This window comes from Anaplasma bovis, from assembly GCF_036903315.1.
Lineage (GTDB): Bacteria > Pseudomonadota > Alphaproteobacteria > Rickettsiales > Anaplasmataceae > Anaplasma > Anaplasma bovis.
On record NZ_JAWLNY010000004.1, the window covers coordinates 1 to 25524 of the forward strand.

The following is a 25524-nucleotide window of genomic DNA, read 5'->3' on the forward strand; positions in this document are numbered from 1 at the left end:
AGGATGCAGCTTTCCGAAGAGTATGCCTTTTCTTCTAACTGTTGCGTGATTTTAGTAACATTATGCACTCCAGCTGTGCTTTTTTTTATTCAACTGAGCGAGTACTGTACCAGATGGTATAGGGTGTAGCTTTCCGCAAAGTATGCCTATTCTTCTGACTTTTGTGTGGTTTTTAGTAACATTATGCACTCCTGCTTTGCTTTTTTTTTTCCTACTACCGCACTAGATGGTGTAATGAACTCCTGCCGTACTCTTGTTCAAACTTGGCAGCGATTATGCTACTGCGCTAGATGAAACACAGGGTTTGTACATAACTTAGTGTCCTGTCTCTCCTTTAAGTTGTGACTTGATCCAGTCCAGGAAATTTTCAGCACACCTTGAAATGGCTATGGAAAACACCGCAGGAGTAGTATAAGGGTGAAGCTCTTTCACGCGAAGTATAGCCCTTTCTTCTAACTGCTTCGTGGTTTTTAATATTACAATGTGCTCTGTACTTTTTTTGATCTCACCTTCCCATTTATAGATCGAAGATACATTCTGTAGCACATTTGCACATGCTATAAGATTCTCTTCTAACAGGGTATTACAGATTTTATATGCTGATGCATAGTCGGGGAATGTTGAATATATGATAGATGCGTCACTGAAACTTTGCTGTTCACCGATTTTCATTTTCCTTCCTTTAGAGCTTCAGAAACTTTACTAAGTAGCTGCTTCATGGTGAAGGGCTTTGACAAAAATCTCACAGTATCGAAATTTATACTCTTGTGTTGGTTATGAAATACCTCTTCTGCGTATCCTGATACGAAAATTACCTTAGCTTCAGGATGGATTTTTAGTATTTCTGCAACAGTTTCTGGCCCGCTAATTCCAGGCATCACCACGTCGCTAATTATAATATCGACCCGCTCACTGGATGCCGCGGCAGTCACTGCATGTTTGCCTGAACCGACATTTATTACGTTAAAACCCTTTTTCGATAATGCCCGGGATGTAAAATCCCTTACATGCTCTTCGTCTTCTATGAGTAATACAGATACAAAATCTTCAGAACATACTGAATTGTCTCCTGATTCAACGTGCTCTGTGATGTGCTCATTGAACATCGAATGATCCTCGACATAATGCGCCTCTGAAGAGTACACCCTTGGTAAGAATATTAAGAATTTTGTTCCCTGTCCTACCTTGCTTTTTACGTATATGTAGCCACCAGTTTGCTTCACAATTCCGTACACCGTAGACAGCCCTAATCCGGTTCCGTAGGAGTCACTTCTCGTGGAAAAGAAGGGATCAAAAATCTTTTTAATAACCTGCTTGTTTATCCCATGTCCCGTGTCTATCACTTCCAGTACTACGTATTCTCCGTGTTCTATCTTATCCTTGTCAGGAGCAAACATGCCCTTAGGCATGCTAGAGGCATCGACAGTGAAATTGTAAGTACGCAACGTTAAGCTGCCTCCAGAGCTTTGCATCGCAGATTTTGCATTCACAACCAAGTTTACAATTACCTGTTCCATTTGACATAGGTCTACCATGACTAGCCCTATGTTTTCCTCGTAGTATATCTTTAATTCTATATCCTCGCTGATGAGACGCTTTATCATAGTAGCTAAGTTAGCAACTATATTGTTTATATCTAGGACTTTAGGTTGTAGCGTTTGTCTGCGGGAGAAAGCCATCAATTGCCTTACCAAATTTGCTGCTCTGTTCGCATTTTGCTTTATCTGCATTATGTCCTGAAATGATGGATCACTCGCAGGGTGTTGAATAAGCAATAAGTCACAAAATCCAGTTATCGCAGTCAAAATGTTATTGAAGTCGTGAGCAATACCCCCAGCTAACTGACCGATAGCCTGCATTTTTTGTGATTGCTCTAGCTGAGTTTCTAGGCTTTTTCTGTCCGCGCTATCGGTTATATAACATACTACCAGTACGGTGTTATCGTGTACCAGCTTGTTCATATGTATTTTTACATAAGTTCTGTTGCAAAGCTGCCCTTCTAAGGACATATTGTTGATTATGCTACTGCGCAGATATTTTTCTACCTTCTTGCTATATATTGGCACTAAGTGCTTGAATATGTACTCATGCGCCTGACCGTCGGTCAATGCTTCAAATGCCTTATTATACTTTATGATTTTACCATCTATGTTGCACTGCGCTACGGCTATTGGTGCGTGTATAAAGCATGGGTTTAGCTGATAGTCTGTGAGATTAAATTTCTTAGGAGTTATCAACCCACATATGTATCTATTATTGTTCTTATCGTAAAAAACTTCCTGAGTAACATGTGCGCGGAACATCGTTCCTTTAGAAGTCACAAAAACCTCCTCGTCTGCCTCAGTGTCGAATCCATTATTTTTGCTGAGTAGGGACGAAAAAGGCGTATGGCGCTCTAAAACGTCTAGTTCGAAGATCTTTAAAAAGCACTCATTAGCAGATATAATTACCCCATCCTGGCTGAGGAGATACGATCCCACGTTGTGCCTGCGCAGCAACTTTTCATGCACTTCCTCTTTAGTAATTTTCACAGCTTTTAAGACAAAATAATCCTGTGGCCTGGACAATGGATTTAAAAACAAGCAGAAAGTAGCTTCGGTTGTGACGTCTATTTGTGGGTTATTTGCTACAGGGTCCAGTATAAGTGAGAAATTAGAAATGGAGTTTTTCTTACTTACAGAGCAGTAGGTACGAACCGAAGATTTGCTTCTAAGCGCTTTCAAGAAACGTGATATTTCTTGATCACTAAGGTTTGCAAGCTTAAGTACGCTGTAGAGGTTCAAATTGCTATTGTGTGAAAAGTTGCGAAATCTCGTATTAAATCTCGCGTCTGAATATACTACGCTGCCGCTACTATCCAGTATTAAACAGAATTCCGTGTCATGGTTTAGAGCATTTGCAAAAATTGCATTCTGGTACTCCACAGAAGCTATAATTTTTGGGTATAACCTAAGTTTTTGTAACAATACAAACACAGTTGTGGTCGTAAATAAGCAATTAAAGACCATGCTCACGTAACCATTGTCCATGCCGAACAAGTAAATACTCAGTATACAGAGCAGGGGGAGAGTAATAATGACCGCGATTTTGAGTTTTGAAATCCCATAATCGCGCACCATAAAGTCCACTCTATGATTTTCAGGGTTATCTGTGTATCTCTTGTTCACTTCTTAGGTCACTTTACTAGTATAATGCACGCCACTCCATAATTTGGTATTTATACCTTTAATCGAATTAACGCAATTGAGATGTTATTTTGTGGGTTTCTGCGTTAAGCACATCGGAGGAAATCTAAGTTTGTGTATTAGAATATCTTTAGCGCAACGAGAATGCCATCCGTGTAGGGCAAGACAGAGGATAGATACTTTGTTCTGTCTGATAATGCTTGGTTAAATGCTCTCATGCCATGATAAGCATCTTGAGATATGTTCTTAGGCATATCGTCAAAAATTGTCCCAAACAGGAATACATTATCAGCGGCTATAACGCCACCTTTTCGTATATTAGACTCTGCCCAATCTAGGTATAGAGGATATGAAGCCTTGTCGGCATCTATAAACATCATGTCATAGGGGGAAGTGTTTCCAAGTTTCTTCAATTCCGACAATGCATTGCCGTGCAATACGGTTATCTTGTCTTGTAGGTCACAATTTTCTACATTTTTTGACGCTAAAGCCACATTTTCTGAGTTCTTTTCTATGGTGTATATATGTCCATCTTCCGGTAAGCTTTGCGCCATGCATATAGCAGAAAATCCCACGCACGTGCCTACTTCTACTATAGTCTTCACTCCTGCCAACTTTATTAAGAGTCGTAAAAATTGTCCCTCAAGAACATCTAGTTGAGCAAGACCTAGCCTAGGAGGCGCCGATGCATGAACTGCTAGAATCTCACCTTCGGAAACTCCAAACAGGGCACTTAAATACCGAATCTTTTCATCCGATTTAGAACTTCGCATAAAAATTGTGAGAAATCCTTATCTAGAGATTCTATATCATTTGCTGCAAGTTACAACATTTCAGGCAGGACTATACTGCAAAATAGTAAATTTGTTATCTTATTGAGAAGTTGCGTGATAATATTACCACTAGCGCCGAAAATATGGTAGAAGGGGCGAGCATATTGTTTGTAAGTGTACGTTTTATGATACACTAAAGAGCATCTTTCGGATTTTTTAAGGGATTTTCGGAAGAGAACCATAGAGGTTGCGTGTTATTATGCAACAAGGATAAGAGGTGTGGGTGAAGTTATGATGATAGCTGCAGAGGGTGATGAAGAGGTGTCTGTTTTCGATGATCCTGCGTATCGAGAAAGGTATAGGGAGAAGTTCTTAGAGGCACGGAAAAGGGGTATGGACATGGTTGTTTACCCTGATGGCACCATAGCGCTCATAGAGAACAAGGTTGTCCTTCACACATATGGTTGGCGTAAGAGGAGAGGCGGGTTTGAAAAGGTTAGAGGAATGCCTGTAGCTTCTTATTCTTCTAAGCGCGCTGCGTGCGAGGGCGTTGTTAACGACGCCAGTCGTGTCGTTAAGGAAACTGAGTGTGTGTAAAATTCAGTAGTTTTCTCCTGAGTTCTCGCTTAAAGTGGATTCTCTTTTTTCGTCTCGGGAAGTGATCTTATATGGAAATACTCTCGTCAGAGCAGCTTAGGTCGTGCGAGGGCAGCTCTTCTTTTCCTGTGGAAGCGCTGATACGCAAGGCTGCAGGTGCTGTGGCAGATGAGCTTGATTCTCGTTTTATATGTAAATCTGTTCTGGTTCTTTGTGGTCCAGGGAATAACGGCGCTGATGGAATTGTTGCTGCTAGGCTACTTAGGGAAAAAGGGTGGAAAGTTCGAGTTTTGGGCTATCGCAGAGTCGGTGACGGAATTGATGGTGAGTTGTTACGCGAGCTTGTAATAGAAGAAGACGTAGTGCTAGATGCTATTTTTGGTATTGGCCTAAGTAGAGAATTAGATGAGGATTTACGCTTCGTAATAGAGAAAGTTTCTCTTAGTCGCAAATTTGTGATTTCCATTGACATGCCGAGTGGAGTAAACAGTGACACTGGCATGATTATGGGTGCAGCGTTTAAAGCTGATCTTACTATTGCATTATCCTGCTTAAAGTTTGGACATGTTTTGTCGCCAGGTAGGTATTATTCCGGCTCAGTATGTTTAAAAAAGGATCTGGGAATCGATACTTCGCACGTATCTTCGGGTTTTTTGAATTCTCCCAATATATGGATGAAAGACATTCCCAGGCCGGATTATAAATCTCATAAATACAATCGCGGTTATTCTGTTATATGTTCCCTAGGTGCAGGATCTGTGGGAGCAGTAAAGTTATCTGCAATGTCGTCTCTAAGGGTAGGGTCTGGAGCAGTAGCTGTTGCATGTGAAGTTGGGGAAATTCCATTATATGCTGCAGCGCTGACTTCAGTTATGTATAAAACCTACGAAGATGTTAAAGGAGATGCTAGGGTTACTGCTATCCTAATAGGCCCTGGTGGCGATGCAAGGGATAGTTTCCTGAAGCATAAGGTCATTGAAGTACTGGCGTGGAATAAGGCATGTGTTTTAGATGCTGGTGCTCTCTCTGTGTTTGAGGGTGATAGAGAAAGTCTATCATCCAGTATTGTGGGTAAGAAGGTAGTGATTACTCCCCACGAGGGGGAATTCAGGCGCATCTTTCCTGATATATCTGATAGTCATCCTGTACATAGAGCAAGGAAGGCGTCTGAGGTGTTGGGTTGTGTAGTTGTGCTAAAGGGCCACGATACCATCATAGCATCACCAGATGGCAGGGTCATAGTTAATAATAATGCGCCTTGTTCCTTGGCAACTGCAGGAAGCGGTGATGTACTGGCGGGAATAATAACGGGACTGATTGCATGTGGTATGCCAGAATTTTATGCAGCATGCTGTGGTGTGTGGGTGCATGGAGAGTGCGGCAAAAAATATGCCCTAGGACTCATTGCAGATGACATTGTTCAAGAGATACCCAAGGTGTTGGCAAGTATTGGAATGTTTAGGATTTATTGATTAAAAAGCCATTTATCTTCCAATTTACCATGTTTTACAGCATTAAAAACCTTTCCAAGATCTCTATTTTATAATATTAGGTTCCTATCTTCCTTTTGAGGGTGTATTTTGTGGGTTTTAGATGGGTGTAGTTATTGTAGAGTCTCCTTCAAAAGCAAAGACTATTAGCAAGTATTTAGGAGCAAAATTTACAGTACTGGCCTCTTTCGGACACGTTAGAGATTTTCCAGCTAAGAGCGGTTCTGTCGATCCGGAAAATGACTTTCGTATGATATATGAGGTTATACCGAAGTCTGAAAAGTATATAGACAAGATAGTCAAAACCGTAAGGGAGGAGAAGGATTCCGTATACTTGGCAACTGACCCGGATAGGGAAGGGGAGGCTATAGCTTGGCATGTTGTGGAGGTATTGAAAGAAAGAGGTGCCATAAACGAGGGCGTTTCAATTAACAGGATGGTCTTTAATGAGGTGACAAAAAAGGCTGTCACAGCTGCCATTGATAACTGTCGCTCTATAGACATGGATCTAGTGCGTGCGCAGCAAACCCGAAGAGTTTTGGATTATTTAGTGGGATTCACGCTTTCGCCGTTATTATGGAGGAAGTTACCTGGAAGCAGATCTGCAGGAAGGGTGCAATCTGTAGCGTTGAGACTTTTGTGCGAGAGAGAGAGCGAAATTGAAGGGTTTACATCGCGTGAATACTGGACTGTAGACACAGATTTAAAAAATAAAGCGGGGGAAAAGTTTTCAGCGACTTTGAAGTTGTACTCGGGAAAAAAGGTAGATAAATTTTTTATTGAGAATTCTGAAAGTGCAGAACAAATTGTAAAGGTTGTCAAAGGTAAGAAGTATGCAGTAGGGGCTGTTGAAGCTAAGAAGAGTAGGAGGAATCCGTATCCTCCTTTTATAACTTCTAGCCTTCAGCAGGAAGCGTCGTCAAAGTTAGGGTTTTCTGCAAAAACAACCATGATGATTGCACAAAGACTGTATGAAGGAATAGACATCGGAGGCGAAGTAGTAGGTCTCATAACATATATGCGTACCGATGGATTTTCCATTTCTGATGATGCGCTGAGGTACATTCGAGATACGATAAAGATGAGGTTTGGTGAGAAATACCTGCCGAAAAGTGCTAGGGTGTACTCGAGAAAGGTTAAGAATGCGCAGGAGGCACACGAAGCTATACGTCCTACAGACATTACGATGCTGCCTGAGAATTTGGAGAAGTATTTAACTCCCGAGCAACACAAATTGTACGACCTAATATGGAGGCGGACTGTTGCTAGTCAGATGGAATCTGCAGTTATAGATCAAGTATCAGTGGATATTGTTTCTACGGATAAGTCAGTTGTTTTGTATGCCACAGGCTCAACGTTGAGCTTTGACGGTTACTATGCGGTGTATGGAACAGATGGTAGCGATGAAAAAGTCGTTTTGCCATTACTCAAGAAGGAAGAGGATTGTTCGCTCCTTAAGGTGACTCCAAATCAGCACTTTACTCAGCCTCCTTCCAGGTATAGCGAGGCAAGTTTAGTCAAAAAAATGGAAGAAATAGGCATAGGAAGGCCATCTACCTATGCTACTATAATTTCTGTCTTGCAAGAGAGAGGATATACAGATCTTGAGCGCAAGAGATTTATTCCTAGCGAGAGAGGGCGAATAGTAAACGCGTTTCTGATAAATTTTTTCAGAAAATACGTAGAATATGACTTCACTGCCAACCTCGAAGAAGAACTTGATGAGGTATCTAATGGAAAATTGGAATGGAAGGGTGTCCTAAAGGCTTTCTGGGACAAGTTCATTGCCAATGTCCTTTCTGTTCAGACCATAGAGATCAGTGAGATCTCTAAGGCCATAACTTTGGAACTAGAGCATTATATTTTTTCATCGGAATCAGGGGAAAATATCAGTAGAGTGTGTCCATCCTGCGGTTCTGGCGAACTTATGCTCAATGTTGGCAAAAATAGCGCATTTTTGGGATGCAACAAATACCCTGAGTGTAGGTATATCAGGGGCATTGGCGATACAGAAGAAACGAGCAATGATGACTCTCCAAGGGTTTTAGGTGTATATGATGAAGAAACTCAAGAAGAGATTTTTCTTAAGAAGGGACCATACGGAGAGTACCTACAGTTAGGTGACGGAACAAAGAAGCGTATAGCCGTACCTAAAAGCATGAAAGGCAATATGTCTATAGAAATTGCAAGAAAGATGCTGTCATTGCCGATGGTGATAGGGTCTCACCCAGACACAAACAGGGAGATAAAGATTGGAATAGGTAGATTTGGACCATATATCTTATACAATGGGGAGTATTTTTCTATTAAGGAAAAGGATAATTTCTTAGACCTCACGTGTGAAGAGGCGTTACTTGTAATAGAAAATAGTGCTGACAAGAAAAAGGCACGGTTTCTAGGTGTTCATAAAAACGGGAACGAGATATACGTGTGCAAGGGAAGGTACGGTTTTTACATAAAATGCGGTGATGTAAGCGTTGCCTTAAAGGGGAAATCGTCTGGCGATGACATAGATCTTGAAGGGGCTATAGCGCTTATAAACGAAAAAAACGAAAAAGCTTAGACTTGCCAGGCTCATAAATAAAACGCACATTATCTAATCAAAGATGGCATCAGCTCAAATTTTAGCTTGCACGATAAATCACTAACTGCGATTTTCCAGAATCTTGAGAAAAATCTACGCGATGGTAGATCATCAATTACTGAGACTATTGCTCCGTAGAGAGTTATAGACCTGTGCAAAATTGAGCAGGAAACACATGCACCTAAGCAGGGAGCCAACTAGCCCAAATTTTAACTTGCACGATAAGGCATTCGTCGTTTTGTCAGAATTTGGAGAAAATCTACACGATGATAAATCATCAATTACTGAGACTGTTGCTCTGCAGAGGATTAGATTAGTGTAAAATTGTGTATGAAACACGTCACATAAGCGGAGATATCGCTAAACAGAACTCTACGTTTTGTCAGAATCTAGAGAGAAAAACCTACGCGATGATAGATCATCAATTACTGAGACTATTGCCCCGTAGAGAGTTATAGACCTGTGCAAAATTGAGCAGGAAACATATGCACCTGCAGAGAGCCAACTAGCTCAAGCTTTCGCCTGTACGACACATCACTTACTGCGACTTACCAGAATCTAGAGAAAAAAAACCACACGATGATAGATCATCAATTACTAGGACTGTTGTTTTTCCTAAACCTGTCTATAAAGATAATGTTGCCCTCTGTCCTTCTTTCTTTGCTCTCATCATCGCTAGAAATATCGTCATCATTGTCCGATTGATCAAGGCACGTAAGCTCAATGTCTCCGTATTGTTCGAGATCTAGAGAGAAATTCGCCAGTATGTCCACATATTTCGTTATGGCACTAAATGGCACGGTTATACGCTCTTCTTTTCCCCTAAAGCTTAGAATAACGCTAAAACTATTGTCGCCAACAGTAAGTTCCCTAAACTGATATTGCAGTACAATAGTCATACACTCAGGGTACTGGACTTTAAGGTAGTCCGGCAATACAACTCCATTGCTACCTGTTAGAAAGGAAATGGCGACATGAACATCCTTTGAGCGTAACGTATTAGAGAAAAAACACATAGCTTCTCTAATAACGTTGCACATCGCAGAATATACAAACTTGCGATAGTCAACTACATCGCTCATATAACCTCTAGCACATAAACAAGACACCCAAGGCCTATAAGAAGCCAGCTCCTCCACATGAGAAAGCTGTCCCATTGTGGCACAAATAAGAACCGGAGTCACTATAAAATGAAAAGAAGAACAAGCTCTTAAGAAGTAGGGCTTTTCTGTTGCCCGGCAAGCCCCAAGCCGCGCTAAAGATACACTAAGCTACAGCTACTAAAGCTGGTGCTACGTTATCATTAGCGGCAACGAAAACATCGTTTGCACTTATCAATATGAGCCAATCACACGGCTGGACCTCCCACCGAGCAACGGCAATCATCTTTACTACGTCTGTCTATCCTGTATCATCCCCATACAGTGGAGATGCCGAGTACCGCCCTCGGGTCCAAAACGCCTATTCCATGAGGCCTTTATTGCCATAGTGCGCAAAACGCACGGCTATATTATACCACTTGCACGGAGATAGTCAAGAAGGAACAAAAGCTGCTTGAAATACTTATGAAAGCTCCCCGGGTCGGATTCGAACCAACGACACACTGGTTAACAGCCAGTTGCTCTACCACTGAGCTACCAGGGAATAATAAAAGCAAGCAACATCATAGTTACGTATATCCGCATATGCAAGAAAAACTTGGTAATTTACATATGCGCAATGCAGGTACGTAGTATTATAACTTACAGTGCGACACTCTACATAATTAATATTAAGTGTTTCAGAATGAAAGCGTAATCTGCGCTATAGATAGGACTTTATGCATTATAGAGTGACTATGTGCAACTTAGCTATACAGGGTGACAAAGGCAATTGCGTATTCTCCATCGTCACTCATCGATAATGCTATATTATGTGAACACTCGGAGTTTATCAGCAAAAAAGGTTTACCCACCTCGTTGTTATGCACAGATATATCTCTTGCCTTAATTGTACCGTCAAATCCTATACCTATTGCTTTAACATAAGCCTCTTTCGCTGCAAATCTCTTAGCAAAGTGCCTGACCACAGTCTCTTCATTTCCATAATGTTCTGAATCACTGATTTCCCTAGGTGAGAATATCCTATTCTTGAATCTATCCCCATGTTTTGACAAAAGCATCCGTACCCTACTAATGGATACTAAGTCAACGCCCACGCCTAGTATCACGCACTTAGCCTCCTTATAAGATCCTCAACGGAAAGTGTTTCTGTTGTTCCATCAGCGCGATTCTTCAGTTCTAAAACTCCATGACGAACGAATGAATTTCCTATTATAACTTGCCATGGCATACCGAATAAATCCATTCTGGAAAGTTTTGTTCCCGGACTGTCCTTTGTATCGTCATACAAGGAGTCATTTGGAAATGCTGCATGAATGCGGTCTCCGACTGCTACGCATTTCTCATTTTCACTACCTATATTAACTATCCCGATTTTGAAAGGAGCAACGCATTCAGGCCACTTAATACCCATGTCGTCATGAAAGACTTCTATAATTGCCGCTATTAGGCGGGAAATTCCTATTCCGTAGCATCCCATGTGTGCATACAACGTATTTCCGCTTTGATCGTGAAATACCGCTTTCATAGGTTTGGAATACCTATCATCTAAGTAAAAGACATGCCCGACTTCTATGCCCTTAGAACACACTAGGTCACTTTCGGGCAAGGTGCACTTTTCAGGATCATGCATATCCGACGCGACCGAATAGACATTCTGCAATTTGTCTACGCTATAGTCACCGTCGTCAAAAAGATTAAGCAGTGCCTTATCGTAATATAAAGTGCTTTCTCCAGTATGTGATAAAACATGAAACTCGTGGCTCATACTGCCACCGATCTCTCCACTGTTAGCGCTTACAACGACTGCAGGTAAGTGTAACTTCTTGAAAATCTTATGATATGCAGCAAACATATCTCCGTAAGTTCTCATGGCAGTATTCACGTCTGCGTCAAAGCTATATGCGTCTTTCATAAGGAACTCTCGCGCACGCATTATTCCATGCCTTGGACGTAGCTCATCACGGAATTTCCACTGAATCTGATACAACTTTACGGGCAGGTTTCTGTAGCTTTTTACAGAATTCCTAACCACATCTACCACTACTTCTTCATGCGTTGGTCCGAATAACATTTCTTTTCCACTGTGATCAGTAGTGCGAAACATCTCAACGCCATATAACTCATATCTACCAGATTCTTTCCATAAGTCTGCAGGCTGTATAGATGGCATTAGTATTTCAGAGAAGCCTACCTCTTCTACCGCTTCGCGGATGATGTTCTCTATTTTTCTCATTACCATGAGTCCCATAGGTAACCATGCATATACTCCGGAAGATATCTGTTTTACAAGTCCAGCACGTAATGAATACTTGTGAGAAACAGAAACCACTTCCGACGATACATCTTTTATTGTAGGAAAATACATCTCTGAAAGACGCATAAAAGAACTCCTGCTAAAACGGGGAGGCGCATTCTCCCATATGAGCTACCCATAGTCAAGATAATTGCGTGTTAGAGGTGCTGCTGCCCCGGAAACTCATGACTTCCACTCATATAAATATATCAAAAGATGTATATTTGCTGCTAACGATGCAAAAAGTACTCCATTATGGACATAGCCGAAAGAGCAGCTTTGTACCGCAGATTCTGGGACTTACTGCAAGATTCACACATTGCTGGATCCGTACAAGGATGTGTTGCCACAGGTAAAACCTCACCCTTTAGGAAGCTTATGGCAAGTGCTTCAGGGTGATCCTGAAATAACATGTTACCGTGCATATCCTCTAGCACTTCTATCACTCCGTCATCTGCGAATCCCACGACTTTGTATCCAAGACTCTCCAATTTTTGCATATTCTCGGGATCATTGCTGACAACGCCACCATGAGCATCAGGAAAGAAGATAGAAAACCAACCGTTAGCATCGGGTTTTAGATATTTCGATACCACACCCGCTAAATTACTGCCAGGTACAACACGCACCCTGTGTAGCTGAACGTTTTTATCATGAGGATCCGGCAGAGATATTGCATGAGCTGCAACAGACTCATGTGAATCTACAAGATTTTTGACTCGAGTAACCCTGACCCCCAAAGAGTTCATAATTCCCTGAAGTCCACCGCATATTCCCATGATCCCAATACTAGGGTTATCATGCACTATCTCGGTGATAGCATCTGTAATTAATTGGCGGTTTGGGGTAGGTGTATAAGGCTCGCAATCAACGTTATAAAAGTTTCCAGGTATAAAAATCCTGCTTATATTTTCCCTTTTAATGAAGTCTAAAACGTCGTTCTTAATCTTTCTAAACTCATCATTGCTAATCTCATATCTCTCCCCCGGGGTCCATGAAAGAGCTTCTTTTGTTGTGTCAAAACCTGCTAACAACGCATTATAATCTATGCGCACTACACGCGCTCCGAGTCCGGTTAGCATTTCCGTAATGTTATAGGAAAATGTCAACTCCTCAGGATATGTCTCCTCAGCTGTCTGCAGTAAGCCTACAACAACAGCGGCATCTACCAGAGGAGAACTCTCATTCTGTTTTGCGGCATGCGCTGACCATGGAGCAAGAAAAGAAAAAGGAACGAGATAGACAATACAAGATAGGACCAGCAAGCACCTAGGCATAACATCAACGCATTTGAAAATACAAAAACCTTAACTACGAAGCGTGGCCTGGGTTGGAATTGAACCAACGCACAAGGATTTTCAGTCCTCTGCTCTACCACTGAGCTACCAAGCCGTAACAACACGCCCACAACATTATATAGGTCGCAAATCGGCATTCAAGGAAAATAAACTTGAAAAATTAGTAGATCCATTTCTATAGTTAGGATATGCAGTGTAATATACAAGTATAGATTGTGAGCAAAAGAATAGGCATATATCCAGGAACATTTGATCCCATAACTTTAGGGCATGTTGATATAATAAAGAGGGCATGTAACCTCGTGGATGAGCTGGTTATAGCGGTAGCTGAAGATGTGCAGAAAGAGACTATCTTCCCCCTTTCTGTGCGAGCTAGTATGATAGAACACGAGATGAAGGATCAAAGAATGAATTCTGTTGTAAGAGTGGAGGTATTTAAAGGCTTACTCATGCATTTTGCAAAAAGCAAGGGGGCTCTGATGATAATAAGGGGCTTGAGAGCCGTTTCCGACTTTGATTACGAATTTCAAATGAGTTGGATAAATTACAGGCTGCTTCCAGGAATCGAGACTATATTCTTACCTGCTTCTGAAGATACTCAGTTCATATCTTCAAGTTTTGTAAAAGAAGTTGCTAGATTGGGAGGGGATGTAGGGGCGTTTGTCTCGCAAAACGTAAGCAAAAATTTAAAACTTTTCTATTCTTCTTAACTGATGACTATAAAGGCTTTCAAGTTCTGTATTGATAAAATGCGTGCCGCTGCTGCTGCGCGAAGAGAACAAAAAAATGCAGCTCACCTCGCTTTTAACAAAGGGTTGAGTGGCAAAAACCTCTAACCATTAGCTCGTAGCATGCCTACAGAAACCTAGAGCGTGTTCTATATTAATAAAACTGCGTGCGCCATTTACGTTAGGAATCTGTGGTACCGTAAAATAAGGGACCTTAATCTCAAAAAATGTAGATTACTGTGCTTTTTACCCAGGGTTGCTCAACAAACACCTCAAACTTTTCTATTTTTCCTCTTAGCGGATGACTATAAAGGCTTTCAAGTGTGTTCTGGGCCATGAAACTGTGTTCTGCTGTTGTGGAATTCCTAAAGAAAAGCAGATTACTGTGCTGTTCGCTGAACGGTTATGCAACATAAACTCCAAGTTGCATGCACGGAAAGAGTTGTTCAGATAACACCATGCATGAAGCTCACTGCTCCGTCACGCATATCTCAGAATTCCCCCATCACTTCTTTGGCTTAAGCCTTTTCCATACTTTTCCGTATTGTTTAGATAACACCATGCATGAAGCTTACAGGGCTTTACGAGCGTTAAAACTCCCTTATCACTATGCTATTAAGCATTTTGTCTGTACCTTGTATGACGAAGTTCCGCGTCTATCACACGGCATGATAACTATATTCTCTTAGTGTAAACTAAGAAGCTTTCAAGTATGTTCTGTGCAGTTAAACTGCATGCTATTGTCGCGAAAAGAATCTGGAATATCTCTCTAGCAATGTAGATTACTGCGCTTTTGGAGCGAGCGCCCACGGAACAGACATCTCAAACTACATACAAAGAAAGGTCCTGTTGCACAGATGAGAGGGGATTCAGGGAGTGTTTTCTCAGCCCATATGTCTCAGGGATTCCTACACCACACTTTGCTAATTTTACTCTCGCGTGCTTCGCGTAGCAAAACCCACACTTCTATCATACGGTATGATAACTATATCCCCTTTTCGGAGAGGAACCTTTCCGCATCTAACGCAGCCATACATCCCGAAGAAGCAGCAACTACCGCTTGGCGATATACCTTGTCGTGTACATCCCCTGCAGCAAATATTCCGGGACAACTTGTCGAAGTTCCACCAGGAGATAAGATCACGTATCCCTCATCATCAAGGTCCACCTTCTTGCCTATCATACTCTTGAGAACTCCCGTGTTAGGAGAATGTCCTATAGCAACAAAAAGACCTCTAACATCCAAAACTCTTGTACTCCCGTCCACCGTAGACTCTAAGAGTAAACCGCGCACACTAGTTCCACCTTCATCTCCCAGAACTTCTTTCACTACGCTATTCCACAAGACTTCTATCTTGCTATTAGAGAATAGTCTCTGCTGCATTATAGCTTCAGCACGTAGTTTATCTCTTCTGTGAATTAGGAATACTTTACTAGAACTTCTTGCAAGATATAAAGCTTCTTCTACTGCGGTATTACCTCCTCCCACAACAGCAACTACAACATCCTTAAAAAAAGAGCCGTCACAAGTCGCACAAGCAGACACACCCTTGCCCTTAAACGCCTCCTCACTCTCTATGCCTAGCCATTTAGCTTGCGCGCCAGTGGCAAATATAATGCTATAAGCATTATACACATCCCCAAACATGCCAGAGCACTTGAAGGGATATACGCTAGAGTCTATTTGTACTATCTCATCCTCAACCCAGGTTGCACCACTATGGATGGCGTGCTGCTTCATATGCTCCATAAGCCCAGGGCCATCTATAGCTTGAAATCCGGGATAGTTTTCTACATCAGTTGTTGTAGCTAACTGTCCTCCAGGCTGCATGCCAGCTATAAGGACAGGAGATAAATTAGCCCTTCCAGTATAAATGGCAGCCGAGCAGCCGGCTGCCCCCGATCCCAATACCAACACCTTAGCGACATTAGCGTTTGTATCGATATCACCCATAAAGTTCTGTACCACCTATTATTTCAGGCCCAAGTTATCAGAGTGCGACTGAAGGTAATGCTCAACTCCATGCTGAGTAGCTTCCATTGCAACTTCGCCTTTAGTCCACCCCGCAGGACACACTTCGCCATGCTTTTTGTTGTGCTCTATAGCATCAACTATGCGGAGAATGTCATCTATATTACGCCCAATAGGTAAATCATTTACAGACTGATGGCGTACAATGAAATTTTCATCTATAACCACTGTGCCTCTTAAGGCCACCTTGTCATTGTGTAACACGTCGTAACTCTTGGAGATAGCATGAGAATCATCAGCAACTAATGGAAAACTCACCATACCGATACCACCCCTTTGTAAAGGTGTGCCGCGCCAATGGCTGTGTGCAAACTCGGAATCCGTACTAATTCCTATAACTTCAGTATTCTGCAACGTGAATTGCGGTATTCTATTGTGAATGGATAGTATTTCTGTTGGGCATACAAAAGTAAAATCTCTCGGATAGAAGAACAACACAGCATACTTTCCGGCAACATGTTTGCTGAGGGTAAGATCACATATTTTACCATCAGACATAACAGCTCTAGCAGTAAAGTCTATAGCCTGCTTAGTTACTAAATTCATGAAAACATCTCACAAAAAGTTTGGGACCAGTATACGGAATATTAAGGAATAGACAACGAGTTTTTCAGCTCATATAAGCATATAAGTAACCAGTCATCCCGGGTTCAGAATACAACTTCTACACCCTAATGTGTGTTTGTAAAGTTATAATATTTGAAGTCATTGAACTTTCCTACCATAATGAGCATGTCTTCTGGCCGCAATAGAATCAGAGGAAGTGTAGTTGGGAATCGCGGGATTGTTATGTCATTGATAAGTAATAAAATAGCCTTTATTAAGCCTTCTCCAACCCTGGAGATTTCAAAGTTGACTGCAGAGCTCATAGCTCAAGGAAGAGACGTAATATCTTTGGGAGCTGGGGAGCCGGATTTTGACACCCCAGATCATATAAAAGCTACAGCTATTCAGGCCATAAACTCTGGTTTTACCAAGTATACTCCTGTTGATGGAATTTCAGAACTAAGAAGGGCTATTATACACAGAATGAAAGAAGACTACGGGATCAATTACGCATTAAATCAAGTTCTGGTAGGAAGTGGCGCTAAGCAGTGCATCTATAATCTGTTAATGGCTACACTAAACGACGGTGACGAAGTTATAATCCCTGCTCCATATTGGGTTTCTTATCCGGATATGGTGAAAATAGCCGGTGGAACACCCGTGATAGTAGATTGTGGTGATACCTTCAAAATAACCCCAGAATTATTAGAGCGTGCAATTACTCAAAAAACTAAGTGGCTCATAATAAATTCACCGTCAAATCCAGCCGGTACAGTATATGGTAGAGATGAGCTGACAGCTTTGGCGAAAGTTCTGTTGAAGCATGAACATGTAAACATACTTACTGATGACATATATGCAAAGCTAGTCTATGACTGTGAATTTCTGAATATATTGCAGGTAGAGGAATCCCTCTACAATAGAGTATTCATAATAAACGGAGTTTCAAAAGCGTACTCCATGACCGGGTGGAGAATAGGGTACGTAGTAGGAGATGCCAACGTTATAAAGGCGGTTTCTGTTATACAATCTCAGAGCACAACTAATGCGAATTCTATAGCACAAAAGGCCGCTACTACTGCCCTAGAGGGAGATCATGAATTCCTACGTGATAGGATAAAAGCATTCGCACGCAGGCGAGATAAAGTAATGCAGACTATAGGAGAAACGGCGATGCTTTCTGCAGATATACCTCAGGGAGCCTTTTATGTATTTGTCTCGTGTGCAGGTGCTATAGGGAAAAAAGCACCTAGCGTGGGAATGATTAGTGATGGAACTGACATGTCAAAGCATTTGCTACACCATGATGTAGCTGTGGTTCCAGGTGTGGCTTTTGGAGCGCAAAACTTTTTTAGGATATCGTACGCACTTTCGGATGAAAAACTAGCTACAGCCTGCCAAAGAATCCTAGATGCATGTAGCGAACTTCAGTAACTGCTGAATAGGAGGCGGATTGGAGGATGATGAAATTACTTTGGGCCACGTTTTCTGGTTTAATTTCATTCTAGTAACCGCGGGAATGGCCATGCTTTTAATAATGGTATGCCTACTTCCTGCTCACTCCACCCAGCTTGATGCGTACATGTAGAATCTATGAGTCACCCAAGCTACATTGACTTTCTAGGTTAATTTTGGTCGAATGAAAAAAAAACTGGCTATGGCTTGTCAAGGGATCCTAGATGTGTGTAGCGAACTACAGTAACTGCGGGAATAGGGCAAGGCACATATTAGGGGCGTTACTATTCTCTGCAGGCTTCATGGATTAATTCAGTAATCGCAAGAATAGTTGCACTTTAAAAAATGGATACCTGCGGCTACTCACTTCACCCAACCTGATGCGTACATGTAGAATAACTCCCGTGGCTGCGAAAATTCTTCGGTCAGGGTTTTCAACACATTTGCCATTCTGTGTAACCATACATCTATATTGGATGAAAAATTCACTTAAGTTCTAGCTTCGTTTGCATATGGATTGTGTGTGCTACCCAAGCTACATTGACTTTCTAGCTTTGTGTGGCACATAGTGAATTGTCTTAGTAACCCCATAGCAAAGGGTTTTTCTTCTTAGCTGGGTAATTTAGACCACAGCGGGCTTTTTAGCCTTGCTCCGCATGCAGTGCAATTAGAATTCGGAAGGTTGAAGACTTTTTAGCTTTGCGTCGTACATAGTGAAACTGAATCGTGCAGATTGAAGACTACTTTTGGTTATGCGTACTATCTTAATTTCAGTCTGATGAAAAAACTGAGTATAGTACGCTAAAGAATCTTCGATGTATGTAGCGAACTTCAGTAGCTGCATTGATAGAGGCAGATTGAAAGATAGGAGACTATTTTGATTATACTTTTTCTCCCACTTACTCCATCGCTTAATCACACATGTACACCATGAGGACAGTCCTTGAACTCATAGGCTTTGTTTTCGCATAAATTGCAATGGTAGTTTAGGCTACGCTGGGTTTCTCGCTACGTCTTTTGCATAGTGAATTGTATAAGTAATTTATAGCAGGGGCTAACATCTTAGCTAGAGTGATTCAGCCCACAGCGGGCTTTTTAGCTTTGTCCATGTACATAGTAGATGAGAGAGGACAACCACCACAAAGTAGTAATCACCACAGCCCCAAGATCTCTCGATATCTTAGCCAGTTCTCACCCAATGGCTGAGGTTTTATACTTTATCCAAAAGGTCCAGATTCACTTTTACATCGTATTTTTCAGTAAGATAGGCAAGAAGCTGCTCCCTAAGGGAGAAAATAGCATCGCTAGAAAAGCCCTCTTTAAATTTTGCGAGCCCTTCCTCATCTATGGCAGGATCTTTTACATCCCTCAAGACTGCAATATAGATTCTATCCCCATCTTCTGAATGGTCCATTATAGCATTACTCACGTCTCCAACCTTCATGTTGAACACTGTATCAACAAAAAAGCCAGGATATTTAGGAGCAGATCTCCTACCTGAAAGACTGCTGCTATCGTATAATTCTTCGCCTTTCTTGATATATACGCCAACCAAATCACCAATATCCTCTCCTAACCTGAGCTTACCGGTGATTCCAGCCGCAATCTTATACATTTCGCTTGATCTCGTATCTTCTTTCCACTTCCTCAAAAGCATTGGTCTGCTTTCCTCAAAGGTTATAGCCCTTGGCGGAGAAACATTCGTCACCATGATGCTAAAATGAGTATCTCCAAGATCCACGAAGTGCGAGAGACTATTCAACTGAGAGGAAAAAGCAAGAGTGGAGATAGCCTCAATGTTTATTGTGTGTTTGACATTCGGATGTACTCCCTCAGAAGTCATGCCCCTTATATCAAAATCTAATACCTCTCCCTCAGATGGGGAAATAAATACACTCTTAACATCAGAGAAAGAAGCACCCTTGCTTATCAGCTCGTTAGCCTTCCTCAGATTAAGCAAAAATACCTCCCTAGCTTTTTGCTTGCGAATGCGAAGTGATACTTTTTCTTTCAGTTCCACCAAATCTTCCTTGGAAATCTCATGCTTCCTCAACACTTTCATTATGTGCCAACCTACCATGCTACGGAACACCTCAGTGATTCCGCCTTCAGATAGCTCGAATACGTTACTCCTCACATCTACAGGAAGTATGTCTCTAGTGACGTTGTTCAGCGTTATATCTTCGATAGTAGAGTTTTTAACGAAGGACTCAAAGGTTGCACTGCCTTCTTTTATGGCGCTATGAGCAGACAACGCTTCATTTTTATCGGAAAACACCAAGTTCAGGACATCTCTTTGGTCGTGAAGCTTGCTGTTTTTAATTTCATATTCAATTTCCTCTTCAGATACTGTTGACTGGCTTAGCGAATCTTCTTCATCAACAGCGATATATTTTATGCTCCTGTACTCAGGCGATACCATGCCTTCCCCGCCTTCTTTTTTGTACATATCTTGTAGCTCACTCTCTGAAGGCTCAGCAGTTAGGTAATCCCTTGCAGCTGCGGGCGAAATCTCCACTATGTCTGCTACCCTATATTGCGAAAGGCCCATAAACACATCTTTTGCTAGCAAATCATGATACTTGAGCTTCATTTCGCTTGGCTTTGGAAATATGCATTCTGATAGCATAATTGAGGGTAGGGAGTCCTGAATCTTCTTTACATAGGCGCTCTCAGTGGTGCCTAGATCCTCAAGCGCGCTCTGAAACTTATCTTTGTCAAAATCTCCGCTCGCATTGTGGAATGTATCTATGCCCCTTATCAAATCCCGGATGCTTTTTGGGTTGACCTTAAGGCCTACATCACGCGCAAATTCTTCTATCAATAGCTCACCTAATATACTCTTAAGTACACTATTTTTTATACCAAATTGTTCTATCTGTGCGTCTGTGAGCTTTGCGCCTATAGCTCTTTCTATATACAAAATCTCATTTTGATAAGGTGTTCTGTATTCATGCAAAGAAAAACACCTAGTCCTCACTTTGGCAAGGCATCTATCATTTCCCTTACTATTCGTAGAGAAGCTACCAATGGGCGATAAACCACTAAAAGCCGTGAAGAAAAACGCACAGGTCACTACAGATATCACGACTCCGACAAAAATCTTCTTAGAGCGCATAACAACAACACAAGATAAGACGATCTAGGAATATAGTAATGAGAGGCAATCTGCAAGACTTTTCCTGCGGTCTACAAAGCTCATTTTGCACCACTTATATGTAGGAGCGGGCATATATGGGCGAAAGTTTGGTTGGAGGAAGATTATTCTCAATTTTGTGAAGCAGTAATTTTGCGGCTGCCATAGAGGTTGCAGTGTCTGCTAATTTACAGGAATGCTTCGTTATCACATTCTCATTTGTGCACTCATTTAACTCTTCGCTTTTTACCAACTTCACCTCCGTTAGCGGAAATAGCACATTATTGAAGATTTGATAGTATACAGAATCTGCCCTAGAAACCTCTATTGTGGACATTATGTTTGCACTTTCAGGTATAGAATTGCCAGTTAGCATGAGGTACGCCTGTAATTCCAGTAAACTTATGCCGTGTACTGATATATTATTAGATAATTTCAGACCCTGCACCGCAGCTAATGACGCCCTGAGGCCGGTAAAACTCCCAGGCCCAACAACTGCAACTATATGTGATATTTCATCAAAATCTATGCCGAACTCCCTCAAAGCGGAATCCATTATTGTAAACAAAAGCTCCGCATGGTTATTGAGGCTTTTGCTCCTCTTTTCACATAACGTCTCATCTACACTATCAAATAGCCCGACTACGCATTCCGGGCTCGATGTATCTATCACCATTATGATCATTTTCGTGTTATACCCGCTGATTTGTATTCCGCAATAGCTTTGTATACACTTTAGAAAAGGCCATAGAGAACGCTCCATTACCCAGAACGTTTGTTGCCGTAATAAATGGATCAAATATTACATACAAGGTGGTAATGAGTGATAGCATGGTGGGAGTAAAACGCAAATACTCCTCTATGACAGGCAACATGACCATTATGCCTCCCCCAGGGACAGACACCATAGCAAACTTCAAAATTAGAAAATGTAGGAGGAAATTTATATAGCAAGCAGTGGTGATGTGATCTGCAGCATGAAAGGTATGTAGTATTGTGAAGGACATAATAATCATAAAAAAGCAATCTCCAACCAAGTGGACGTTTAAAGAAATTGGTATGGTGATGTCAAATATTTCAGGAACTTCGGAGTCCTTCTTTACGGATTTTAGTACCAGCCCCATGGTCATGAAGCTCGACATTGTGGTAAGCGCAACCAAGGCTGCAGTCATCATGTCTCTTATCTTTGATACGGATTTACGTATGGAAAACCCAGATCCAAAAAAATAAAGGATGCACAGATATATTACTACGGAGAGAAGCAAGTATGAAGCTGATCTAGACCCGTTACTCAATACAGGGCCAAGGTTGCTGCTTTGCATCCTAAACACAAGTCCTAGTATGAATACTGGCAGCAATGGAGTGAAAATCTTCTCCAAAATGAACATGCCTACGCATACAAGCTTTGCTGATGCTGTAACACACCTTGTTTTTACATAAGGGATCCTAGGAAGCAAAATTCCCATCACGATGCCCAATATGGCAGCCTTTATATTGCTAATAACTGGCTTTAACTTTACAGTATAGGCGGCTTCCAATCCACTATCAATATCTTCAGTGCTAACAATAAGTTTTTCATCTATGGGTGAAGCCGTGACTTTACCTACAAGACTTGCTGTCAACATAGAAGACGTGTTTGAGATCACTATCATTAGTAGCAAGAGTATCACAGTTTGTATTGCGCTATTGCCATAAAGCTTCAAAATAGATTGAAGTACTATGCTAAATACTACAAAAGGCAGTATGAATATCATTACTTCCTTAATGGACAGACTTATGGCGTAAGAGTATGACCTTATCGAATAGGGAATTAGCTCCGCAAAACAAAAGGCGAAAATAACCACCGTTATCAATATAAAAAATCTAATTGTATTTCTAAAATTACCCTTACAAACGCTCATAAAACCCTACCAATCGGAGCAACCCATTTGCCAGCAGTCAGTCTATACGCACAATGTTACCGCCCTATGTAGAAGACGGTATAATCTAAGTTAGTTAGATATTATGCATCTTTGTCTGTTTCGACAGGATACCACCTACTTTAACAAAGAGCATGGAAAATGCGCCGTTACCCAGAATATTGAATACGGTTATTAAGGGATCTACCAGGATATACAAGGTAGCAGCTATAGAAACCATAGATGGAGAAAAGTGTAAATACTGCTCTATCACAGGTAACATCAAAAGTAACCCCGTACCAGCAACCGCAGCCTCAGCGAACTTCAAAAGCACGACATACGACAGGAAGTGAATAATATCTGAAGCACTCAATGGCTCTGATCCAAAGACGTAGGATATAAACAGCAGGAGCACTACTGAAAAAAAGCAATCCCCCACCAGGTGTATATTTACAGAGCCAGGCACAGCAATGAAAGATAAGGGGGAATCATCAGTATTTTCTTGCACTGCCTTCAAAGTCTGAGGCATAGTCGCCAAACTGGACATGGTAACAAATCCCGTAAGAGCAGCTACCCACATGTTCTTTATAGACTTCAATGCTTTAGATATTGATAGCCCGCTACCCAACCAGTAGAGAAATACAATGTACACAAGCGGTGGTACAAGGATACACAGTATTGCCTTATTATTTCCCGAGAGCAGCTCCAGTGCGTTCTCACTGCGGATCTTGAAAATGAACCCCACTAAGAAAAAAGGCAGTATGTTGTTAAAGACGCGATCTAGAACGAAAATGCTTGCGCCGTAAAGCCTGCTAGAAATCACATCGACTCTCTTCCTTCCTAGTAGCTTAGGAGCCACTATACCCAGCAAAAAACCCGAAATCAGGGCATGAGCAGGACTCACTACGAGTGGCATGCTAAATGTATTGTACATGGGGACTAAACTATCCCCCAAAGCCACATCATATACGACTTTGTGCTCGTTTCCCGAACCTAGCACCGTGCTCCCAATGAGATATGCTATGCACGTTGCTCCAGAGTTAGATACCGCAACCATTACAAGAAGCAGAGCAGTAGTGCTAAATAGTCTTTCTCCATTAAATCTGCTCACTGAGTAGAATACAACGCTAAATACGATAAAAGGTAACAAAAATATCAATATCTCTTTTACTGACAAACTCAGTGCATAACAGAACGATCTCACTTCGTAAGGCACAATATCTGCGAAAAGGAACATAGATCCAGACAGTAACGCTATCAAAATGAACCGTAAGGAATGACTCATAGAACGACTCTAACACACAACACTATTATGATTACAAAAACGCGCCCTGAGCGACTCGAACGCCCGACCTTCTGATCCGTAGTCAAATGCTCTATCCAACTGAGCTAAGGGCGCATAAAAATGCACTTTAGGTTATAAGTTAATTCTCCCCGTGTAAACAACATTTTTGCCCATATTTTTGAGATGTTAGCTGTTGAAATTATTCTTTATGTGAGGGGATTTTGGAAGTACTCTAGTGATAGTTGTTTTGTTTTTTTCTTGTTATTAATAGTGAAGTACAGAGGAATAAGACTGGCTACCAGCACTTCCTACAGGGGGATTAGTGGTGCCATGCGTGTGCTCCTCAGGAAGAGGGTAGCATTGTGTATAGTAGTTGGCGTTGCCGTGTGCTGCTTTGACCCATTGGGAAAAGATATAACCGGAGGCGTGTTAGGTACCATATCTGACTATTCAGTACATGCGGTAAAAAGGGTTACTGACCTGCTAAAAGGACAGAGCCAGGCTGATTATCACGTATATTGCCCTAATACGCGGGCTGATGATGCTTTTACTGCTACAGATGATAGTGCTGCATTATCTCCTTGTGGTGAAAGGATAAATTCTATTGTCGGAGAGAATGAAAAACTTAAGCAAATGCTGAATTTTCTTTCTGACTACAGCAACTTGTCATACTTAACTACTAGGGCGTTGGTTTTTTATGATGGAGTAAAAGAAAATGTGCTCATTCCAGCAGGACTTACAGATGGAATAAAAAAGGGACAAGTTGTTGTCAATAGTGAAGGCCTCGTTGGAAAAGTTGTAGAAGTATGGGATAGGCGCGCAAAAGTGCTACTTCTTACAGATAAAGAGTTCCAGATGGAAGTATCAGTTGTAGATAATGGCCTAAGAGCAATAGTGCGTGGGAGTGACAATGGCCTCGTGCTCTCAGGTGTAGAACAAGCTGGTATAAAGAACGGCTCTCTTGTGGTAACAGCAGGAGATGAAGAGGACTTCCCTTACGGAGTGTATGTGGGACATGTGGATAATGGCGAAAGGGTCATTACCAAGCTCAACCCTAGAACGCTAAATATCGTCAGCGTCTTGATGAAATGAGCTCCCCTAAAAAGGAGCTCAACCACTCG

General features: G+C 41.6%; 21 protein-coding genes, 3 tRNA genes and 1 other RNA gene. 8 read left to right on the forward strand and 17 right to left on the reverse strand.

What is annotated here, in order from left to right; all coding sequences use genetic code 11:
- Window positions 1–315 precede the first annotated feature (315 nt).
- The 3 genes from cutA to R4I06_RS00770 form a co-directional block, all read right to left on the reverse strand.
- Window positions 316–672, reverse strand: a complete 357-nt coding sequence (gene cutA, locus R4I06_RS00760) for a divalent-cation tolerance protein CutA (RefSeq protein WP_334413593.1) — start codon at window positions 670–672, stop codon at window positions 316–318.
- Complete coding sequence (locus tag R4I06_RS00765) at window positions 669–3167, reverse strand: hybrid sensor histidine kinase/response regulator (protein ID WP_334413594.1); 2499 nt, start codon at window positions 3165–3167, stop codon at window positions 669–671. The genes cutA and R4I06_RS00765 overlap by 4 nt, the downstream gene beginning before the upstream one ends.
- A gap of 137 nt (window positions 3168–3304) precedes the next feature.
- The gene (locus R4I06_RS00770) at window positions 3305–3958 is read right to left on the reverse strand and encodes an O-methyltransferase (protein ID WP_334413595.1); all 654 of its coding nucleotides are present in this window, start codon (window positions 3956–3958) and stop codon (window positions 3305–3307) included.
- Window positions 3959–4249: 291 nt separating this feature from the next.
- Here R4I06_RS00770 and R4I06_RS00775 point away from each other — a divergent pair, with 291 nt between their 5' ends.
- From R4I06_RS00775 to R4I06_RS00795, 5 genes are all read left to right on the forward strand, one after another.
- Complete coding sequence (locus R4I06_RS00775; RefSeq protein ID WP_334413620.1) at window positions 4250–4555, forward strand: hypothetical protein; 306 nt, start codon at window positions 4250–4252, stop codon at window positions 4553–4555.
- A gap of 71 nt (window positions 4556–4626) precedes the next feature.
- Window positions 4627–6027 (forward strand): NAD(P)H-hydrate dehydratase, encoded by a 1401-nt coding sequence (locus R4I06_RS00780; RefSeq protein ID WP_334413596.1) that lies wholly within the window; start codon window positions 4627–4629, stop codon window positions 6025–6027.
- Window positions 6028–6148: 121 nt separating this feature from the next.
- Window positions 6149–8608: a type I DNA topoisomerase gene (gene topA / locus R4I06_RS00785; RefSeq protein WP_334413597.1), complete on the forward strand. Its 2460-nt coding sequence runs from the start codon at window positions 6149–6151 to the stop codon at window positions 8606–8608.
- A gap of 196 nt (window positions 8609–8804) precedes the next feature.
- The gene (locus R4I06_RS00790; protein ID WP_334413598.1) at window positions 8805–8951 is read left to right on the forward strand and encodes a hypothetical protein; all 147 of its coding nucleotides are present in this window, start codon (window positions 8805–8807) and stop codon (window positions 8949–8951) included.
- 4 nt (window positions 8952–8955) lie between these two features.
- Window positions 8956–9087, forward strand: a complete 132-nt coding sequence (locus tag R4I06_RS00795; protein ID WP_334413599.1) for a hypothetical protein — start codon at window positions 8956–8958, stop codon at window positions 9085–9087.
- Between the two features lie 132 nt (window positions 9088–9219).
- On the opposite strand, the gene R4I06_RS00800 is transcribed toward R4I06_RS00795, so the two are convergent.
- From R4I06_RS00800 to R4I06_RS00830, 7 genes are all read right to left on the reverse strand, one after another.
- A complete protein-coding gene (locus R4I06_RS00800; RefSeq protein ID WP_334413600.1) occupies window positions 9220–9711 on the reverse strand; it encodes a ClpXP protease specificity-enhancing factor SspB in 492 nt (163 codons plus the stop codon).
- Window positions 9712–9845: 134 nt separating this feature from the next.
- Window positions 9846–10170, reverse strand: a transfer-messenger RNA (tmRNA) gene (gene ssrA, locus R4I06_RS00805).
- Between the two features lie 31 nt (window positions 10171–10201).
- Window positions 10202–10273, reverse strand: a tRNA-Asn gene (locus R4I06_RS00810).
- Window positions 10274–10475: 202 nt separating this feature from the next.
- Window positions 10476–10838 (reverse strand): holo-[acyl-carrier-protein] synthase, encoded by a 363-nt coding sequence (locus R4I06_RS00815; protein WP_334413601.1) that lies wholly within the window; start codon window positions 10836–10838, stop codon window positions 10476–10478.
- Window positions 10835–12112, reverse strand: coding sequence for a proline--tRNA ligase (gene proS, locus R4I06_RS00820; protein ID WP_334413602.1), 1278 nt, complete (start codon window positions 12110–12112; stop codon window positions 10835–10837). The genes R4I06_RS00815 and proS overlap by 4 nt, the downstream gene beginning before the upstream one ends.
- A 143-nt stretch (window positions 12113–12255) precedes the next feature.
- The gene (locus R4I06_RS00825) at window positions 12256–13302 is read right to left on the reverse strand and encodes a hypothetical protein (RefSeq protein WP_334413603.1); all 1047 of its coding nucleotides are present in this window, start codon (window positions 13300–13302) and stop codon (window positions 12256–12258) included.
- Between the two features lie 44 nt (window positions 13303–13346).
- A tRNA-Phe gene (locus R4I06_RS00830) sits at window positions 13347–13417 on the reverse strand.
- Window positions 13418–13535: 118 nt separating this feature from the next.
- Between R4I06_RS00830 and coaD the strand changes: the two genes are divergently transcribed.
- A complete protein-coding gene (gene coaD, locus R4I06_RS00835) occupies window positions 13536–14033 on the forward strand; it encodes a pantetheine-phosphate adenylyltransferase (protein ID WP_410519366.1) in 498 nt (165 codons plus the stop codon).
- Window positions 14034–15036: 1003 nt separating this feature from the next.
- Here coaD and trxB read toward each other — a convergent pair.
- Both trxB and R4I06_RS00845 read right to left on the reverse strand, forming a co-directional pair.
- Window positions 15037–16005: a thioredoxin-disulfide reductase gene (gene trxB, locus R4I06_RS00840; protein ID WP_334413605.1), complete on the reverse strand. Its 969-nt coding sequence runs from the start codon at window positions 16003–16005 to the stop codon at window positions 15037–15039.
- A gap of 18 nt (window positions 16006–16023) precedes the next feature.
- Window positions 16024–16629, reverse strand: a complete 606-nt coding sequence (locus tag R4I06_RS00845) for a peroxiredoxin (RefSeq protein ID WP_334413606.1) — start codon at window positions 16627–16629, stop codon at window positions 16024–16026.
- A 243-nt stretch (window positions 16630–16872) separates the two neighbouring features.
- Between R4I06_RS00845 and R4I06_RS00850 the strand changes: the two genes are divergently transcribed.
- Window positions 16873–18063, forward strand: a complete 1191-nt coding sequence (locus R4I06_RS00850; RefSeq protein WP_334413607.1) for a pyridoxal phosphate-dependent aminotransferase — start codon at window positions 16873–16875, stop codon at window positions 18061–18063.
- Between the two features lie 1231 nt (window positions 18064–19294).
- Here the strand turns inward: R4I06_RS00850 and R4I06_RS00855 are convergent.
- From R4I06_RS00855 to R4I06_RS00875, 5 genes are all read right to left on the reverse strand, one after another.
- Window positions 19295–21202 carry a peptidylprolyl isomerase gene (locus R4I06_RS00855; protein WP_334413608.1) on the reverse strand — a complete coding sequence of 636 codons (1908 nt, stop codon included), beginning with the start codon at window positions 21200–21202 and terminating at the stop codon, window positions 19295–19297.
- Between the two features lie 94 nt (window positions 21203–21296).
- A complete protein-coding gene (gene tsaB / locus R4I06_RS00860; protein WP_334413609.1) occupies window positions 21297–21905 on the reverse strand; it encodes a tRNA (adenosine(37)-N6)-threonylcarbamoyltransferase complex dimerization subunit type 1 TsaB in 609 nt (202 codons plus the stop codon).
- Window positions 21906–21912: 7 nt separating this feature from the next.
- Window positions 21913–23121, reverse strand: a complete 1209-nt coding sequence (locus R4I06_RS00865; protein WP_334413610.1) for a cation:dicarboxylate symporter family transporter — start codon at window positions 23119–23121, stop codon at window positions 21913–21915.
- A 94-nt stretch (window positions 23122–23215) separates the two neighbouring features.
- Entirely contained in the window at window positions 23216–24403 is a 1188-nt protein-coding gene (locus tag R4I06_RS00870) for a cation:dicarboxylate symporter family transporter (protein WP_334413611.1), read from the reverse strand.
- A gap of 40 nt (window positions 24404–24443) precedes the next feature.
- Window positions 24444–24517, reverse strand: a tRNA-Arg gene (locus R4I06_RS00875).
- A gap of 69 nt (window positions 24518–24586) precedes the next feature.
- Between R4I06_RS00875 and mreC the strand changes: the two genes are divergently transcribed.
- Window positions 24587–25495 (forward strand): rod shape-determining protein MreC, encoded by a 909-nt coding sequence (mreC, locus tag R4I06_RS00880; RefSeq protein WP_334413612.1) that lies wholly within the window; start codon window positions 24587–24589, stop codon window positions 25493–25495.
- Window positions 25496–25524 lie beyond the last annotated feature (29 nt).

What these genes read in the sequence shown, in the direction of transcription:
- mreC (WP_334413612.1), top strand. Translation starts at nt 24,587, where the DNA reads ATGTTAGCTGTTGAAATTATTCTTTATGTGAGGGGATTTTGGAAGTAC.
- R4I06_RS00790 (WP_334413598.1), top strand. Translation starts at nt 8,805, where the DNA reads ATGCACCTAAGCAGGGAGCCAACTAGCCCAAATTTTAACTTGCACGAT.
- proS (WP_334413602.1), bottom strand. Translation starts at nt 12,112, where the DNA reads ATGCGTCTTTCAGAGATGTATTTTCCTACAATAAAAGATGTATCGTCG.
- R4I06_RS00780 (WP_334413596.1), top strand. Translation starts at nt 4,627, where the DNA reads ATGGAAATACTCTCGTCAGAGCAGCTTAGGTCGTGCGAGGGCAGCTCT.
- R4I06_RS00870 (WP_334413611.1), bottom strand. Translation starts at nt 24,403, where the DNA reads ATGAGTCATTCCTTACGGTTCATTTTGATAGCGTTACTGTCTGGATCT.
- R4I06_RS00800 (WP_334413600.1), bottom strand. Translation starts at nt 9,711, where the DNA reads ATGAGCGATGTAGTTGACTATCGCAAGTTTGTATATTCTGCGATGTGC.
- R4I06_RS00855 (WP_334413608.1), bottom strand. Translation starts at nt 21,202, where the DNA reads ATGCGCTCTAAGAAGATTTTTGTCGGAGTCGTGATATCTGTAGTGACC.
- topA (WP_334413597.1), top strand. Translation starts at nt 6,149, where the DNA reads ATGGGTGTAGTTATTGTAGAGTCTCCTTCAAAAGCAAAGACTATTAGC.
- R4I06_RS00825 (WP_334413603.1), bottom strand. Translation starts at nt 13,302, where the DNA reads ATGCCTAGGTGCTTGCTGGTCCTATCTTGTATTGTCTATCTCGTTCCT.
- R4I06_RS00845 (WP_334413606.1), bottom strand. Translation starts at nt 16,629, where the DNA reads ATGAATTTAGTAACTAAGCAGGCTATAGACTTTACTGCTAGAGCTGTT.
- cutA (WP_334413593.1), bottom strand. Translation starts at nt 672, where the DNA reads ATGAAAATCGGTGAACAGCAAAGTTTCAGTGACGCATCTATCATATAT.
- R4I06_RS00770 (WP_334413595.1), bottom strand. Translation starts at nt 3,958, where the DNA reads ATGCGAAGTTCTAAATCGGATGAAAAGATTCGGTATTTAAGTGCCCTG.
- R4I06_RS00865 (WP_334413610.1), bottom strand. Translation starts at nt 23,121, where the DNA reads ATGAGCGTTTGTAAGGGTAATTTTAGAAATACAATTAGATTTTTTATA.
- tsaB (WP_334413609.1), bottom strand. Translation starts at nt 21,905, where the DNA reads ATGATCATAATGGTGATAGATACATCGAGCCCGGAATGCGTAGTCGGG.
- R4I06_RS00850 (WP_334413607.1), top strand. Translation starts at nt 16,873, where the DNA reads ATGTCATTGATAAGTAATAAAATAGCCTTTATTAAGCCTTCTCCAACC.
- R4I06_RS00775 (WP_334413620.1), top strand. Translation starts at nt 4,250, where the DNA reads ATGATGATAGCTGCAGAGGGTGATGAAGAGGTGTCTGTTTTCGATGAT.
- trxB (WP_334413605.1), bottom strand. Translation starts at nt 16,005, where the DNA reads ATGGGTGATATCGATACAAACGCTAATGTCGCTAAGGTGTTGGTATTG.